Genomic DNA, 17,332 nt, shown 5'->3' with positions numbered 1-17,332 from the left:
GTGTCAATGAATGATTGATTGACCGAAATAAGTATTGATGATTAACGGGCACAAATATAGCCTTTTTGCTATCACGAATTAGCATAAATGCGTGCAATAAATGCTTTTAAAAAAAATCACATATAAACGACTATTATCTTTTTTATTATTTCGTAAATTAAGGGGTCAACCCTATGTCTGACGCCCTATTGATAATGAAAAATATCTCCAAGCGTTTTCCCGGCGTTATTGCTCTGGACCAGGTAGATTTCGACATCCGAAAAGGCGAAGTTCACGCCCTTCTTGGTGAAAACGGTGCCGGAAAATCCACCCTGATGAAAGTCCTTTCCGGCGTTCACCAAAAAGACGATGGTGAAATATTTTTGGATGGTCAGGCTGTTAACGTCACCGATCCACTTACAGCGCAACACCTTGGCATCAGTATTATTCATCAAGAGTTTAACCTTTGCTCCGACCTTACGGTTGCTCAAAATATATTCATTGGTCGGGAGCATCGTAAAGGTTGGCGACTGGATGAGCACAGCCAAAATTGTGCTGCCAGTGAAATTCTCCAAAACCTGAATCTGGATATTGCCCCTGAAACGCTTGTAAACACCCTGACCGTTGCCCAGCAGCAAATGGTAGAGATTGCAAAAGCATTATCGTGCAACTCCAGAATACTCATTATGGATGAGCCAACCGCAGCACTGACGGAGAGTGAAATAGAAAGCCTTTTCAAGGTTACGAAAATGCTCAAAAATCGTGGCGTAGGTATTGTTTATATCTCTCACCGACTGGAAGAATTGGCAGCCATTGCAGACCGGGCCACAGTCATGCGAGATGGTTGCTATGTGGGCACTGTTAACTATCAGGATACCTCATTGGATGAGCTGATCAGCATGATGGTAGGCAGAGACCTTGACGATATCTTCCCACCTCACCAGTCCGCGGTTTGTGATGAAGTCGTACTGACAGTAAAAGACCTTTGTCGTAAAGATGTACTGAGCGATGTCAGTTTTAATCTGCACCGCGGTGAAATCCTCGGATTTTCCGGCCTGATGGGCGCTGGCAGAACAGAGGTTGCCAGAGCTATTTTCGGGGCAGATCCTGTCAGCAGTGGACAAATTATTATAAATGGAAAACGGCTGTCTAAACACTCCATTCCTGATGCTATAGAGGCCGGTATTGGGTATTTGACCGAAGACAGAAAGCATGAAGGGCTGGCTCTCGGGTTGTCTGTTGAAATCAATACGTTGCTCAGTAATTACTCGGGTTATTGCAATCCGGCAGGCATCATTGATGAAAAGAAAAGCTCTGAAGTAGCCAGCAAACTTAGCAAACGCCTCAGAATCAAAACCCCCGACCTCCAACAGCTGGCTGGCAATCTCAGTGGTGGCAACCAGCAAAAAATCATCATTGCCAAGTGGCTCTGCAAAGACACCGATGTTCTTATCTTCGACGAGCCAACCAGGGGTATCGATGTGGGAGCAAAGTATGAAATTTATGAGTTGATGTATGAACTGGTGAAGCAAGGTAAATCCATCATCATGATTTCATCGGAGCTTCCGGAAGTACTCGCACTCTCCGACAGAATTGTGGTCATGCGTCATGGTCGAATTACTGCAGAGCTGACACGAGAGCAGGCGAATCAAAAATCCATTATGAAATACGCGGCTTTAGAGAGTTGATGACTATGTACACAGGAACTGAAGCAGAACATAAACAGGAAAGAGCGTTCACCCTTAACCGCGAACTAATAATGAAGCTGGCACCATTGCTGAGCCTCATATTGCTCTGTGCATTTTTCAGTATTGGCAGCCCTTATTTTCTGTCAGTCGATAACCTGATGACCATTGCCCTGCAAACTGCAGTTATCGGCATCATGGCCATCGGGGTCACTTATGTCATTATCACAGCAGGCATCGATCTCTCCTTAGGCTCTGTGATGGCGTTTTCCGGTGTGTGTGCCGGTATTGCTGCCACTTCCGGCATTCCTCTGGCAATCAGCATCATGATAGGTATTGCCGCTGCTACGGCTTGCGGTATGGTCAGCGGGGCGCTGGTGACAAAAGCTGGCATTCCACCCTTTATTGCCACTTTGGGTTTGATGATGTCGGTTCGGGGGTTGAATATGGTGCTTACGGATGGTCGCGCCATTTACTTTTTGGATTATCCAGTATTTCGCATGTTGGCACACGGTAAGCTGTTTGACGTAATTCCTTACCCTGTGATTTATCTGGCTGTTGTTGCATTCATTGCTGCATACATTCTCCGTCGTACCGTTTTTGGTCGTTATATCTATGCAGTAGGCAGTAACGAAGAAGCAGCCAGACTGTCTGGTATCAATGTCCAGCGTGTGAAATTAATGGTTTATACCTTCTGTGGCTTGCTGACCGGTATTGCAGGCCTCATTCTCGCAGCACGGCTTAATTCCGGCCAACCCTCAGCAGGTGTTAGTTATGAACTGGAGGCCATTGCAGCGGTGGTTATAGGTGGCACCAGTTTGGCTGGCGGTATTGGCACCATCGGCGGAACTGTCATTGGCGCTTTTATCATGAGCGTTCTTAAAAATGGCTTAAACCTGATGGGTGTTTCCCAGTTTTGGCAAATGGTTGCAACGGGTGCCGTTGTGGTGGCTGCGGTCTATCTGGACAACCTTCGTAAACGTTCCGTATAAAACACAGAAAAAATCAATTCGAAAGAGACTATTCCTGAAGTGTGTTCACTGAACAGGATACTTGCAACTGAAGTGAGGGGAAATCATGAAACTTCGTGCTCTGACTGCATCTCTGTTTATTGCTGCAGGCTTGATGGCAACACCCGGCCATTCTTATGCCAAGCAAGACGTTTATTTACCTGTTGTTAGTAAGGGCTTTATGCATGAATTCTGGCAAACCGTTAAAATGGGGTCAGACTCGGCAGCCAAAGAATTAAATGTCAAAACCAGTTTTGTTGGTCCTTCTGATGAAACACAAATAGACCAGCAAATACAACTCATCGAAAACACACTGGCCAGAAGGCCAAATGGTTTGCTGATTGCAGCACTGGACGCTAATGCACTGATACCTTCTGTTGAACGTGCGCATTCTCAGAATATTCCGATTGTGACGTTTGATGCCGGTGTAAACTCCGATATTCCGGTGTCTTTTGTTGCCACTAACAATAAAGCCGCTGGTGCCATGGCTGCTGATGCCTTGGCTCAGATTCTTGATGGTAAAGGTAAAGTAGCTATTGTTGCCCACAATGCGGGTACATCGTCAGCTATTAATCGAATTGACGGGTTTGTTGAACAAATTAAGCAACAATATCCGGATATTGAAGTTCTCAGCCCTCTGTATTCCGATGGAGACCCCCAGCGAGCCATGAACCAAACCATGGATGTTGTTCGTGCCAACCCTGATTTATCGGCTGTTTACGGCACCAACGAAGGGTCATCGATGGGGGTGGCTACCGCTATTCAGAGTCAGGGGCTGGCTGGCAAGATCAAAGTTGTCGGATTTGATGCCAGTGATGCCATTGTGAATTTTGTGGAAACCGGTGTTATGCAGGGGGTTATTGTTCAGGATGCTTTCCAGATCGGTTACATGGGCATGAAAGTATTGCACGACGCCTTGAATGGAAACGAGGTGGAAAAAGTAATCGATGTTCCTGCTGTCCTGGTAACGGATGAAAACATTAATGACGAGGCAATACAGAAAATAATCAAACCGCTCGGTTAAAAACAAATCCCACCTTATAAATAGGCGGCTTTAGAAGTTCACACTCTTGCATCTTCAAAAGCCGCACTGTGCAACCACCAACCTCAAAAAGAAAAAAGCAAATAATGCGTATCAATAAAACCATACCTCTGACTATGGCACTGCTGGGAGCTTCAACAGCTTTTGCATCGATAGATATTCATCTATCGCCCACAGGCAATGACATTAAAGGAGACGCTTCTTCATCCGCTCCCTGGAAAAGTCTTCACAAAGCCAGAGACCATATTCGATCTTTGGCCCCCTTGACGGATAACGTAAACGTTATTCTTGCAGGGGGCACTTATGAATTGTCTTCCACGCTTGAACTTAACGAGATTGATTCGGGTCGCAATGGGTATTCGATTACCTACAAATCCGCTCCGGGAGAAACTGCAATCATTAGTGGTGGCACTGTCATCTCAGGCTGGAGTGACCCTGATGGCAATGGCATATGGGAAGCACCGGTGCCTGAAGGCATTGTCTCCAGGCAGCTTTATGTTGATGGTCAAAGAGCGACCAGAGCCAGATCTGTAGATGGATCAGGCTGGTATCGAAACGCGACGGGTTACAGTACTCCGGCTGACGTATCGTCATGGAAAAACCCATCGGATATTGAGCTGGTGTTTGGCTATCGGTGGAAAATGTACCGTGGCGGTGTTAGCTCGGTTTCTGGCAATCAAGCAACACTGAATGAACCTTTTTTTACAGCGTCAGCAATGGGGCCTTTTGGCCTTGTTGATCAAAATGCACGGGTTGCCTGGGTAGAAAACAATCTGGCGTTACTGGATACAGAAGGCGAATGGTACCTCGATTCGTCAGCAGCTGGCAGCTCTGGCAATATTGCTACTTCGGGCACTGCAACTCAATCGTCTACATGGAGTCACGGTATTGCCAGTCATGCTATAAACGGCAATACATCCGGTATCTGGGAACACAATCAGGTGACTCATACCGATTTGGAAAGTCAGCCATACTGGACGCTGGATTTAGGCGATGTCAACCCCATTGAATCCATAAAAATCTGGAATCGTACCGACTGCTGCAGCGATCGCCTAAAGAATTTCCATGTTTTTGTATCTGACGATCCTTTTACTGGCAGCTCAATCAGTGATTCGCAGACACAGCCAGGAGTCACCGAGAAGGTTTTCGAAGGAGAAGCCGGTGTAAGCGAAGAGTTTGATATCAATCGCGCGGGTCGATATGTTCGTATCCAGCTGCCTGACACCGCAATTAATGGTGACAATGTTCTGTCCCTTGCGGAAGTTGAGGTATTCACTGGTGCTTCATCACCTTCCAATGTTCTGTATTACAAGCCCAGACCGGGTGAAACCCTTACAGGCTCGAATGCAGTAGAAGTGACAATACCAAGGCTTGAGTACTTAATAGAAGGCAATGGCGTCAGTCATGTAAACTTTGAAGGGCTTCAGTTCTCTTACGCTACCTGGTTATACCCCAATGGTGAAAACGGATACTTGTCCGTTCAGTCTGGTGTTCATATGAAAGACACTGACTACATAACCATAGAGGACGCTTTTGAAGGTATTGAACAAATTCCGGGAAATGTAAGATTCAATTTCTCTGATAATATCACGTTCAGAAACAACACCTTCAAGCATTTGGGAGCCACTGCTCTCGAGCTGGGACGCGGCGCTCAAAACAATACTGTATTTAACAATATATTTGAGGATATTTCAGGCAGTGCCGTCTGGGTTGGTCACGCACAGGACAGCCATGTTCCAGATGACTCTTATAAAACCAAAGATAATCTGATAGACAACAACCTGATTCAAAACACCGGTAGAGAGTATGACGACACTTCAGGTATCTCAAGTGTATGGGCATCACGTACAGTTGTTATTAATAACGATGTGATTAATATGCCCTACTCAGCCATTTCAGTTGGATGGGGCTGGGGTCGCTACGATGTTGATCAGTTTGCATTTATTGATGACAATACCGGCAAAGGCTATAACAGTGCAACACAGCAAAGAGATACGCTGGTCATCAACAATTTAATCGATAAGCCAATGCAAGTAAGGCACGATGGTGGTGGCGTTTATAATTTATCTTCAAATATAAACAGTCGTATTACCGGAAACGTTATTACCGGCGCGTACGACTTGAATGGTGCTGTTTATCTGGATGATGGCTCCAGAGGTTTTCAGGTAAACGACAACGTTTCTTACAACAATACCGGCCCCAGACTCAATGAGCACATAAAAGGTGCCCAGTTCCATACCTTGCACAACAACGACTGGTCTGGTGGCAATGCAAACTACGACCCGGCTTTTGAATCTGTCGTAGAAAATGCAGGAAGGCTCTCTTCACCTAAAGAAAGAACAATTAGCTCAATTGTAAAAGGGCTGCCGCCAGCCCTTCCTTTGCCTGAGGGTAGCATTCCTCCCGAGTTTGGCTTGGTTGTTGGGAAAGAAGCTACAGCATCGGATAATTCCAATACCGCACGTCATGCAATCGATGGCCAATCTGGCAGTTACTGGACTCCGGGAAGCGGCGCAAACAGAGCGTGGTGGCAAATTGATTTTGGTGATTCGAAACAAATCAGTCAGGTGAATCTGGCTTTTGCATCAATCGATTCAGATCAGTCAATTGAATACCATAAGCAAGGTATTACCTTTGAGCTGTTAACATCAAACGATGGCAATAACTGGACGACCCAGAGCTTTTATACACCAAGAGGCTATGGAGAGTCTTACATTCCCAAGACAACCATCAACACAAACAAGCAGGCCATTAATCACTTGTACTTGTCAGACAGTCCGCTGGCGCGATACTTGAGGATTAATATCGTTGATACCGATGGACAGGATTTTGGTATTGCCCGGGTTAAAATTCAGGCAACGCCGGAAAATCACGCTCTGGATGGTACAGCTACGCAATCATCAACATGGAACGGTAATGATGCAAGCAGAGCCATTAATGGTAATACCGGCGGTTCCTACGGTTTGGGCGAGATCACACATACAGACATGGAGAGTCAACCCTACTGGACACTGGATCTTGGCAGTATAAAAGATATTGGTGTTGTAAAAATCTGGAATCGCACTGATTGCTGCTCGAACAGGCTGTCAGACTTTCATGTGTTTATTTCGGATGAACCATTCTCCGGAACCACCGTGGAAGATTCCCAGTCTCAGGACGGCGTTCTCGATACTTATATAAGCGGCGCAGTTGGAAGAAACACGGAAGTAGCCATAAACAGAACTGGCCGGTATGTGCGAATCCAACTATCAAACACATCCGCTGATGAAGAGAGTGTGTTGTCTCTTGCGGAAGTACAGGTGTTTGGTTCTTGAGCGCCATAGAATAGCTGTAAATATTCTTAATTAACTGGAGTTACGCACCCTCTACGAATCATCAAGATTTCCGAACGAGGTCATTGCTCTGTAGCCCTGATTCCTTCCTTTAAGGTGCGTAACATCAGTTAATTAAGTTGAAAGAAAGGAGAGGAGTCTTGCGATTCCTCTCCCGGTTCAACTGCATAACTGGTATAACGCTTACCCAAAAAATTTGCTCTACTTTGTCAGTTTATTAATCAACTGCCTGCTTCATCCGGCTTTAATAAAGTATTTAATTTTCTTTGCGCAGTCGGCTTTTCCCGATACAGTTGCCTCTTCCCTGAAACATGTAAGCTTTGTGACTGAGGTGCGGATACCTGACTCATTTTTCACTGTTATCATAAAAAATCGTAGATGTTGACTTGTATCAACCTTAACAGCGGTTAACACGCAAGAGCGCTTGAATCGATAATCTATGACAGATACGATCATAGCTAACTCGTATTAGCTAGATCCGGAAAAACAATATGCAACACCTATACGTTGGGGTCGATGTTGGTTCAGGAAGCGCAAGAGCAGGTCTGTTCGATGCTACCGGTCAAAAATTGGCTCAGGCTGTCAGCCCTATTAAACAGTTCCGACCTGCTCCCGACTTTGTTGAACAATCGTCGTCCGATATATGGTCGCAAGTTTGCAAGGTTGTTAACTCTGTGATCAATGAGTCAGGTGTCAAACCTGAACAGGTCAAAGGCATTGGTTTTGATGCCACCTGTTCACTGGTTTCAATCGACAACAATGATCAACCGGTGAGTGTTTCTCCGACCGGCTCAGATGACCAAAACATTATTATGTGGATGGATCACCGCGCAATGGCTGAAGCGACTGAAATAAACCAGTCAGACAGTGAAGTGTTGCAGTATGTTGGCGGTGAAGTCAGCCCGGAAATGGAGCTGCCAAAGCTCAAGTGGCTGAAAGACCAACTTCCTGAACAATATAGCCGGGCAGCTAAGTTTTTTGACTTGGCAGATTACCTTGTGTACCGCGCCAGTGGTAAAGATATCCGTAGCGTTTGCACGAAGGTCTGTAAGTGGACTTATCTTGCACACAACAAAAGCTGGGATATGTCTTTACTTGAGCAGCTCGGATTGGACGATTTGATTACAGGAGAAAAATTAGGTGATCAAATTCTCGATCTGGGCTCGCCTGCAGGACAGCTGAGTGATATCGCCGCGGCCGAGCTGGGTTTAACCATGCTGACGACAGTTGCCGTAGGCATCATTGATGCACACGCAGGAGGTGTAGGTGTTATTGGTGACAAGCCCGAGTCAACATTAGCGATTATAGGCGGAACATCTTCCTGTCATATGGCAGTAAGCAAAGAGCCTGTTTTTGTTAATGGTGTTTGGGGCCCCTATTGGGGAGCCATGGTGCCTGGCACCTGGCTAAACGAAGGAGGGCAATCTGCCGCGGGCTCCCTTATAGATCATGTAATTAAAGACAGTGCCTTTTACCCTGAACTGATGAAAATGGCTGAGGAGCAGGTACGAAGCCATTATGACATCCTGAATGAAGAAGTTGAGCGTCTGGAAAAGGAAGATCCTCACTTTTTGTCTAATTTTCATTTACTGGGTTACCACCATGGCAACCGCTCTCCAAGAGCCAATCCACACCTGAAAGGTATGGTATCAGGTCTTTCTATTAATAAAAATTTGACTGAACTAGCCCGGATTTATATGGCCGCTATTCAGTCTGTGTCGTATGGTACGCGTCATATTATTGAAGCCATGAACAGCGCCGGGCACCAAATTAACCGTATCCACATGTGTGGCGGCGGCACCAAGAATCCACTGTGGCTGAGAGAGCATGCCAATGTAACTGGTTGTGAAATTGTTCTTGGAGCTGAAGACGAAGCGGTTATTTTGGGGTCAGCCATGCTCGCAGCAACAGCTTGTGGTGACTTTACTGACCTAAAGGCGGCGATGGCAACCATGTCATCAAAAGGGCAAGTCATCACGCCTGATCATCGAACCAAACCCTTTCATGACGCCAAGTACAGAGTCTTCCACGAAATGTATGAAGACCAAATGAAGTACAAGGCAATGATGAAAGATTTTTAATACCACCAGAATCAAAAAACAGCAGCCCAAAATGAAGGGCTCGGGAGAATTGTATGACCTCTTTAAAGCTAAATCTGCCAGAAGCCAAAGTGCGCCAGACACTCGACGAAAAAGAAGTATTTGTCATTGTTAATGGTGATTTGCGCGAAACCGCTAACAAAAATTGCTGGGAAGTTCAGAATCACTTTGAAGGCAAGCTGGAAGCTGCCCTGAAAGAAAAATTTGGTTTTAGCGTTCGTCGGGCTCATCCGGTCAAGGAAGATCTGGGACATGGCTTTATCAGCAACCAGCGCGAAGGCTCTGACGTGATGGCCTCCATAGATCCAAAGGCTCCGCTGATTGTTTTAATGACAGCCTGGCAATATTCCCATCACCTGGCCCCTTCACTGGTTCATCATGAAGGTCCGGTATTATTACTTGCTAACTTCGACGGCACCTGGCCTGGCCTGGTAGGGGCTCTTTGTATGGCTGGCACTCTAAACAGCCTTGGCCGTGAATACAGCCGCTTGTGGTCAGAAAAGTTTGATGACGACTTTTTCTATTCAGGTCTTCAGAGCTGGCTCGAAAGCGGCAAGATTGAGCACGATGTCAGTTATCTGAAAGAAGTGACAAAAGAACACTCTGTCATGGAGACCGAAGCTGGAAAAGTAGGCCAGCAGGTGGGTCAATACATACTGGACAACAAGGAAATTATGGGGCTTTTCGACATGTTCTGCATGGGCATGATGAATGGCGTATTTCCTCAGGAATCCCTGATTAAAATTGGTATGCCAATTGAGCCATTGTCTCAGTCAGCCTTGCTGTACGAAATGAGCCTGGTACCTCAGGAAGAGCGTGAAGAGTGTCTGCAGTTCTACATTGATCGCGGCATGGACTTTAAATTTGGAACCGATGCGGCAACAGAACTGACCCGCGAACAGGTTTTGGAACAGTGCGCTATGATGATCGCTATGGCTCGTGTCACCGAGCGTTTTGGTCTGACCAGTGTTGGCGTTCAATATCAGCAAGGCTTGAAAGACAGTTGTGCAGCCTCTGATTTTGCCGAAGGTGCCATCGGTTCTACAGAGCGTTATCCGATTAAGGGAGAAAATGGCAGCATTATCCGTGAAGGCAAGCCAATCCCTTGCATTAACGAAGTGGACATGGGCACTGCGATTCCTCAAACCATGCTGTTCCGACTGCTGGATAGTCTGGGTCTGCCGAGCGAAACAACGCTGCATGATATTCGCTGGGGTAGTGAATTTGAAGGTACTTTCTATTGGGATTTCGAAATTTCCGGTTCTGTTCCTTTTGAACATATCAAAGGCGGCATTGCCGGTGCCATAGGCTACCGCCAGCCTGCCATGTTCTTCCCTCTGGGTGGTTCCAGTATTGCTGGCCAGTGTAAAGCCGGTACCTTTGTTTGGGCTCGTGCTCATTATGAAGGCACTGACGTTCACATGCATATTGGTACAGGTACTGCTTATGAACTGCCACAGGAAGAGTTCTTGCGTCGTTCAAACAGCACCAATAGTGAGTGGCCACTTATGAACTGTGTGCTGGACGGTGTTGGTCGTGATGACCTGATGGCGGGCCATCAGAGTAATCATATTTCCGTGGCTTATGTTCCTCAGGAAAACCTGAAAGAAGTGGTACAAGCGTTTGTTGCCCAGGCTTTGACTCAGAACATGAAAGTTCATGTCGCTGGTAACATTGACATCTGATTTACCCTCGGTGTGCGTGGCAGCAACTGCTGTCGCGCACACTTTTTTTCCTTCCAGTAAAACCCTATTGATTTATGAATCAGCTAGAACAATTAAAGACCATTACTAAAGTAGTGGCTGATACGGGTGATATTGATGCCATCAAACGGTATCAGCCGGTGGATGCCACCACAAATCCTTCACTGATTTTAAAAGCCGCTACTCTGCCACAATATAATGCGCTGTTAACAAAAGCACTGGAGTACGCTCGTTATCAGTCAGACAACAAAAGAGTACAGGCTGCTCATGCTTGCGACTATTTGGCGGTGGGTATTGGCAAAGAGATACAAGGCGTTGTTCCCGGCTTTATTTCAACGGAAGTTGATGCACGACTGTCTTTTAATGCAGAAGCAACCATCGGCAAAGCGCGTGACCTTTTAGATTTATACAAACAGGCAGGCGCAGATACCTCCCGTGTGTTAATAAAAATTGCTTCTACCTGGGAGGGCATTAAAGCGGCTGAAATTCTAGAAAAAGAAGGTATTCGCTGCAATCTGACATTACTGTTTAGTTTGGCTCAGGCGCAGGCTTGTGCAGAAGCGGGCGTGTATCTTATCTCGCCTTTTGTCGGACGCATTCTGGATTGGTACAAAAAGAGTACTGGAACCAGCCATTACGCTCCGGCTGAAGACCCCGGCGTTATCTCGGTGTCGGAAATTTACAATTATTACAAAGAGCATGATTATAAAACGGTCGTGATGGGAGCCAGCTTTCGAAACATTGACGAAATTCGCCAGTTAGCAGGGTGCGACTGCCTGACCATCAGCCCTGACCTGCTTGATGAGCTTGAACAATGCCAGGAATCTTTGGAGCAAAAACTCTTTGCGCACCAAGGTATGGGCAAAACCAGTAAAGCAGTGCTTAATGAGGCTGAGTTCCGCTGGGCGATGAATGAAAACCCGTTGGCGACTGAAAAGCTGTCGGAAGGCATTCGAAACTTTGCCATCGATCAAAAAAAGTTGGAAACGCTCATCACTCAAATGCTGTAGCACTCAAAAGCTGTAGCGCTCAATTTCACCAACCTGACCTTTTCAGTCTGAAAAGGTCAACCCTTAATTCTTATCCCTTAACCATTAAAAGTTAATTCAAGATATAAAAAATGAAGACAAGAAGACAGCTGGCAAATGCTATTCGTGCCTTGAGTATGGATGCTGTTCAGAAAGCCAAATCGGGTCATCCCGGAGCTCCAATGGGAATGGCAGATATTGCTGAAGTGCTGTGGCGCGATTTCCTCAAGCATAATCCTGCTAACCCGGACTGGGCTGACCGGGATCGCTTTGTTTTGTCCAATGGTCATGGTTCGATGCTGCTTTACTCTCTACTGCACTTGAGTGGTTATGAACTGTCCATTGATGACCTGAAAGACTTCCGTCAATTACACTCAAAGGCAGCCGGGCATCCCGAGCATGGTTATGCACCGGGCATTGAAACCACGACGGGGCCTTTAGGTCAGGGGATTGCAAATGCTGTAGGCTTTGCTATTGCCGAAAAAACGCTGGCGGCACAGTTCAATCGGGGAACGTTGCAGATCGTTGACCACTACACCTATGCCTTCATGGGTGATGGCTGCATGATGGAAGGCATTTCCCATGAAGTGTGTTCTTTAGCCGGGACTCTGGGGCTGGGTAAGCTAATTGCCTTTTATGACGACAATGGTATTTCCATTGACGGAGATGTTGAAGGCTGGTTTACCGATGACACGCCAAAGCGTTTTGAGTCTTACGGCTGGCACGTTATTCCAGCAGTAGATGGCCATGATTCTGAAGCCATCAGAGCCGCCATTATTGAAGCTCGTGCCGAGACAGATAAGCCCTCTCTGATTTGTTGCAAAACGATTATCGGGTTTGGCTCACCGAATAAAGAAGGCAAAGAGGACTGTCATGGTGCTCCATTGGGTGCTGATGAAATTAGTCTGACGAAAGAACGTCTGGATTGGCATCACAATGCTTTTGTTATACCGGATGAAATATACGCTGCCTGGAATGGCAAAAAAAAAGGGATAGCTTCTGAGTCTGCATGGCGCAGCATTTTTGCTGTCTATAAAGAGTCTTATCCGGAGTTGGCAGAAGAATACGAACGTCGTATGAAAGGCGAATTACCAGCGGATTTCTCTGAAAAGGCCGACGATTATATTCGTGATTGCCAGGGCAAAGGTGAGGACATTGCCAGCCGTAAAGCTTCGCTCAACACATTAAACACATTTGGTTCCTTACTTCCTGAGCTGCTGGGAGGTTCAGCGGATCTGGCACCTTCTAACCTGACGTTCTGGGATGGCTGTCAATCTATTCGCAATGAAGATGCCAGAGGTAATTACCTCAATTACGGTGTTAGAGAGTTTGGCATGAGCGCCATTATGAATGGCATTGCCCTGCATAAAGGGTTTATTCCCTATGGTGCTACTTTCCTGATTTTTATGGAATATGCTCGTAATGCTGTCCGTATGGCCGCTTTGATGAAGCAACGCTCTGTTTTTGTTTATACTCACGACTCTATCGGTCTCGGAGAAGATGGTCCAACCCATCAACCGGTTGAGCAGGTGGCCAATCTTCGTCATACACCCAATATGCACACTTGGCGCCCTTGCGATACAGTCGAGTCCGCGGTTGCCTGGAAGTCAGCCATTGAACGTACTGATGGTCCAACATCATTGATCTTTTCCCGACAAAACCTGCAACATCAAGAACGTACTGACGAACAGCTGAGTAACATTGAAAAAGGTGCTTATATTCTCAGGGACTCTGAAGGAACACCGGAGCTAATTCTGCTTGCTACAGGTTCAGAGGTCGAATTAGCAGTATCAGCTGCAAATCAGTTAGAAAAAAGTGGTCGTTTAGTCCGCGTGGTGTCAATGCCCTCGCCAGAAGTATTTGAGAAACAAAGTGAAGAATATCGACAGCAAGTATTACCGACAGAAGTAACGGCTCGTGTTGCTGTTGAAGCTCTGCATACCGACTTTTGGTATAAGTATGTTGGTTTAACGGGTGATATTGTTGGAATGAGTAGTTTTGGCGAATCAGCTCCAGCGGCTGATTTGTATAAGTTATTTCATATCACTGCGGATGAAGTTGTTCGTAAATCACTCATCCTTCTTTTAAAAAACAAGTAGCTTCTTTTTTTGGCTCTTCAGGGATAACTGTGGGTAAAAATGAACATATTTTGAGATAGAGACACCAGTGGCTGACTTCTGATAGCTTTTTGTTGATGAACAAAAAAACAACAAAAGCCACCACTGATGCTGATTAAAACTATCCTCAATAAGGTTCATAAACTCAAGTCATTTGTTTATCAGGATGTAAAACTCGGCTTCTATCAAGGCTTGGAAGTGTTCTACGTGACTGTGGTTCCCCGAAAGAACAGTCATGCCCTCTGCTCAGGCTGCCAAAAACCAGCTTCAGGCTACGATCGACTTGCCGAGCGCCGCTTTGAGTTTGTTCCTCTCTGGGGTATCAGAGTTTTTCTGCTCTACAAAATGCGCCGGGTGGAGTGCAAAACGTGCGGCGTAAAAGTTGAACAAGTTCCATGGGCTGATGGCAAGAAGGAGCTCACCAAGGCTTACATGCAGTTTCTGGCAAACTGGGCCAGAAAGCTGTCCTGGAAAGAGGTTGCCTGTACTTTCAATACTTCATGGGAAAAAGTGTTCCATGCTGTTGAGTATGTAGTTGAATGGGGCAAAGCACACCGTTCACTCGACAATATCAAAGCCATTGGCGTTGACGAAGTGTCATACCAAGTTGGTCACAAATATCTGACCGTGGTCTACCAAATTGATCGTGACTGTACGCGGCTCCTGTGGGTTGGTCAGGAGCGTACTGAAGCTACGATTCGCAGTTTCTTTGCTTTCTTTGGTATAGAGCGCAGCCTGCAACTGGAATATGTCTGCTCTGATATGTGGCCACCCTATGTGAAGGCTATTGCCGAGTTTGCCAGTCAGGCACTGCATATTCTGGATCGCTTTCACATAGTAGCCATGCTGAACAAGGCTATAGATGAAGTCAGGGCGTCTGAGCACAAGCAGTTACAGGCCGATGGTTATGAGCCTGTTTTGAAAAAGACTCGCTGGTGTTTGCTCAAACGGAAAGAAAACCTGACCGAGAAAGAAGAGATCAAATTAAACACCGTGCTTCAGTACAACCTGAAAAGCGTCAGAGCCTACCTGCTCAAAGAAGAGTTTCAGGCATTCTGGGACTACATCTCACCACACTGGGCAGGAAAATATCTGGATCGTTGGTGTACAAGGGTTATGCGATCAAAGATAGAGCCGATGAAGAAAGTAGCTAAAACCGTTCGACGACACAGGCCTCTTATCCTGAACTGGTTCAGGGCAAAAAAGCATTCTCCAGCGGCATTGTAGAGGGTCTGAATACCAAGATAAAACTCACTACGAGAAAGTCATACGGCTTCAGAACTTATAAATGTGCAGAAATCGCTTTATATCATGCGCTTGGCAAGCTACCCGAACCAGAAATGACCCACAGATTTTACTGACGAGGCCTTTTTTTTGATCTGCATCACGGGAAATATAGTGAATCTTACATATCATTACAGCTAATTCGTATTAGCCAGCACATTACATAGTGCCTGTCCGAAAACCCACAAACACTTGAAAACAGCAGCCTGTAGCCCCATATAGTACTCGAAGATTTTCCAAAACAGGCTGTTTCCACATTTATGCGCCAAACCATCAACCCACAAATGCAGTTGGGCGAAGTTGATATCTCCGCCATCACGTTTAATCCCAAGTCCAGAGACGACATTCCCCGCCTGCTCCGGGGGCTGCAACATATCTGGATAACACCTGATCTGCGACACAGGGTTTTTCAGGTGCTTGAGAACATAATTCCTGCCAGTCGGCACAATGGTCGTCCTGGTATGGACCTCTGGAACATTCTGGTCTTTGGCACTCTGCGCCTTGTCACTAATTGTGACTACGACCGCCTGCAAGAGTTGGCTAATGAACATGGGACATTACGGAAAATGCTCGGGCATGGTCCCTATTGTACCCACACCTACCACATACAAACATTACAGGACAACATCAGCCTCTTCACACCGGAGATACTGGATCAGATTAACCAGGTCACGGTGGATGCAGGTCACCAGCTGGTTAAAAAAAAGATGAGCCGCTACATGGCCGTACCGATTCGTTCGTAGTCAAAACCGATGTCCATTTCCCCACGGATATCAGCCTTCTGAGCGACGCTTGCCGTAAGAGTATTGAGTTTGCGTCAGCTCTTGCCAATCAGTACCAGCTTCCGGGCTGGCGTCAGCGCAAATACCTCAAAGATCAGCATCGCAAGCGCTACAACAAGGCTCGAAACCTGAAGCATTCCAGTGCGACCTGTGAACTGAAACAGCAGCAGCGGCAGCACGATATTGAGATGGCTCATCTCGAGTACATAAAGTACAGCCTTTCAATTGTCCGCAGAGCTGAAACGACCTTGTCCTTGCTGGTGAAAAAGCAACCGGATGAGCCAAGGCTGGAAAACCTCAAATATCACATAGCCCACAGTCGTCACCAGATAAACCTGATTTACCGACGGGTGAAGAACATGAGCAGATTCCCCATAATGAGAAGGTGTTCTCAATCTTTGAGCCTCATACAGAATGGATCAGCAAAGGCAAAGCCGGAACTCCGGTTGAACTGGGGTTACGGGTCTGCGTGTTGCAGGATCAGTTCGGTTTTACTTTGCATCATCAGGTCATGCAAAAACAAACAGACGACCAGGTTACAGTACCTATGGCTGAGGCTGCCAAAAAGCGGTTCCCGACATTAAGCCAGGTGAGCTACGACAAAGGCTTCTGGAGTCCGGGCAATCTTGAAAAGCTGGAAGTTCTTCTGGAGCATTCAGTTCTTCCCAAGAAAGGCAGGCTGTCAGCCAATGACAAAAAACGGGAATGCCACCCGGAATTTATCCGGGCAAGAAGGAAGCACTCAGCCGTTGAATCCGATATCAACGCACTGGAAGCGAATGGTCTCGACAAATGCCCGGATAAAGGGATAGAAGGCTTTGAGCGGTATGTCGCACTGGCTGTTGTCGCCAGCAACCTGAAGCGGTTGGGTAAAATTCTGCTGACCAGAGATCGTCAGTAGCCTTTCAGTCAGGCTCCCGTCAGTTTACTTTTGATCATGCCAAGCATGAGAGATTACTGTGCTCGTAGATAGTCGAATCAGGTTGTATTTTGAGCAGCGCAGTACAAAAAACATCCTTTGTTCGTCTGGTAACTGAAATCCAGCCGTTATCAACTTCTGTCGGCCAGGAACGACTGCCATTTTTCAGAGGTTTTCTGACAGGCACTACCTAGGTTGGCGGAGAGCTTTAACAGAAAGCATACCGTTAGATATTGACCGACTGACCAATAAGATTATATGCCTATGCCGTTTTCAACCCGAAAATGGAACATAGCCCTTGCTGATGATCTTTTAGCATCAAAAATTGATGGCATGCGTTCCTATTTGTTGA

General features: G+C 46.4%; 8 protein-coding genes and 3 pseudogenes. All 11 read left to right on the top strand.

The window, feature by feature from the left end:
* Positions 1 to 173: 173 nt before the first annotated feature.
* Positions 174 to 1,667 (top strand): sugar ABC transporter ATP-binding protein, encoded by a 1,494-nt coding sequence (locus tag EZMO1_RS03800; protein ID WP_034879768.1) that lies wholly within the window; start codon positions 174 to 176, stop codon positions 1,665 to 1,667.
* Positions 1,667 to 2,656, top strand: a complete 990-nt coding sequence (locus EZMO1_RS03795) for an ABC transporter permease (RefSeq protein WP_222842188.1) — start codon at positions 1,667 to 1,669, stop codon at positions 2,654 to 2,656. Before EZMO1_RS03800 ends, EZMO1_RS03795 begins: the two co-directional genes overlap by 1 nt.
* 85 nt (positions 2,657 to 2,741) lie before the next feature.
* Positions 2,742 to 3,698 (top strand): ABC transporter substrate-binding protein, encoded by a 957-nt coding sequence (locus EZMO1_RS03790; protein WP_051790759.1) that lies wholly within the window; start codon positions 2,742 to 2,744, stop codon positions 3,696 to 3,698.
* A gap of 104 nt (positions 3,699 to 3,802) precedes the next feature.
* Positions 3,803 to 7,030 carry a galactose-binding domain-containing protein gene (locus EZMO1_RS03785; protein ID WP_034879763.1) on the top strand — a complete coding sequence of 1,076 codons (3,228 nt, stop codon included), beginning with the start codon at positions 3,803 to 3,805 and terminating at the stop codon, positions 7,028 to 7,030.
* 509 nt (positions 7,031 to 7,539) lie between these two features.
* Positions 7,540 to 9,129 carry an FGGY-family carbohydrate kinase gene (locus EZMO1_RS03780; protein ID WP_034879761.1) on the top strand — a complete coding sequence of 530 codons (1,590 nt, stop codon included), beginning with the start codon at positions 7,540 to 7,542 and terminating at the stop codon, positions 9,127 to 9,129.
* Positions 9,130 to 9,182: 53 nt separating this feature from the next.
* Positions 9,183 to 10,832, top strand: coding sequence for a signal transduction protein (locus EZMO1_RS03775; protein WP_034879759.1), 1,650 nt, complete (start codon positions 9,183 to 9,185; stop codon positions 10,830 to 10,832).
* Between the two features lie 74 nt (positions 10,833 to 10,906).
* Entirely contained in the window at positions 10,907 to 11,860 is a 954-nt protein-coding gene (gene tal / locus EZMO1_RS03770; RefSeq protein WP_034879757.1) for a transaldolase, read from the top strand.
* A 110-nt stretch (positions 11,861 to 11,970) separates the two neighbouring features.
* Positions 11,971 to 13,977 carry a transketolase gene (tkt, locus tag EZMO1_RS03765; RefSeq protein ID WP_034879755.1) on the top strand — a complete coding sequence of 669 codons (2,007 nt, stop codon included), beginning with the start codon at positions 11,971 to 11,973 and terminating at the stop codon, positions 13,975 to 13,977.
* Positions 13,978 to 14,103: 126 nt separating this feature from the next.
* Positions 14,104 to 15,356: pseudogene (locus EZMO1_RS03760) on the top strand (ISL3 family transposase).
* 183 nt (positions 15,357 to 15,539) lie between these two features.
* Positions 15,540 to 16,962, top strand: a pseudogene (locus EZMO1_RS25285) (ISNCY family transposase).
* Between the two features lie 202 nt (positions 16,963 to 17,164).
* Positions 17,165 to 17,275, top strand: a pseudogene (locus tag EZMO1_RS27525) (IS1595-like element ISEnu2 family transposase); the annotation flags it as partial.
* Positions 17,276 to 17,332: the final 57 nt, after the last annotated feature.

The organism is Endozoicomonas montiporae CL-33, from assembly GCF_001583435.1.
GTDB lineage: Bacteria > Pseudomonadota > Gammaproteobacteria > Pseudomonadales > Endozoicomonadaceae > Endozoicomonas_A > Endozoicomonas_A montiporae.
The sequence above is the reverse complement of the archived record's forward strand: the minus strand, read 5'-3'. Positions and strand labels throughout refer to the sequence as shown.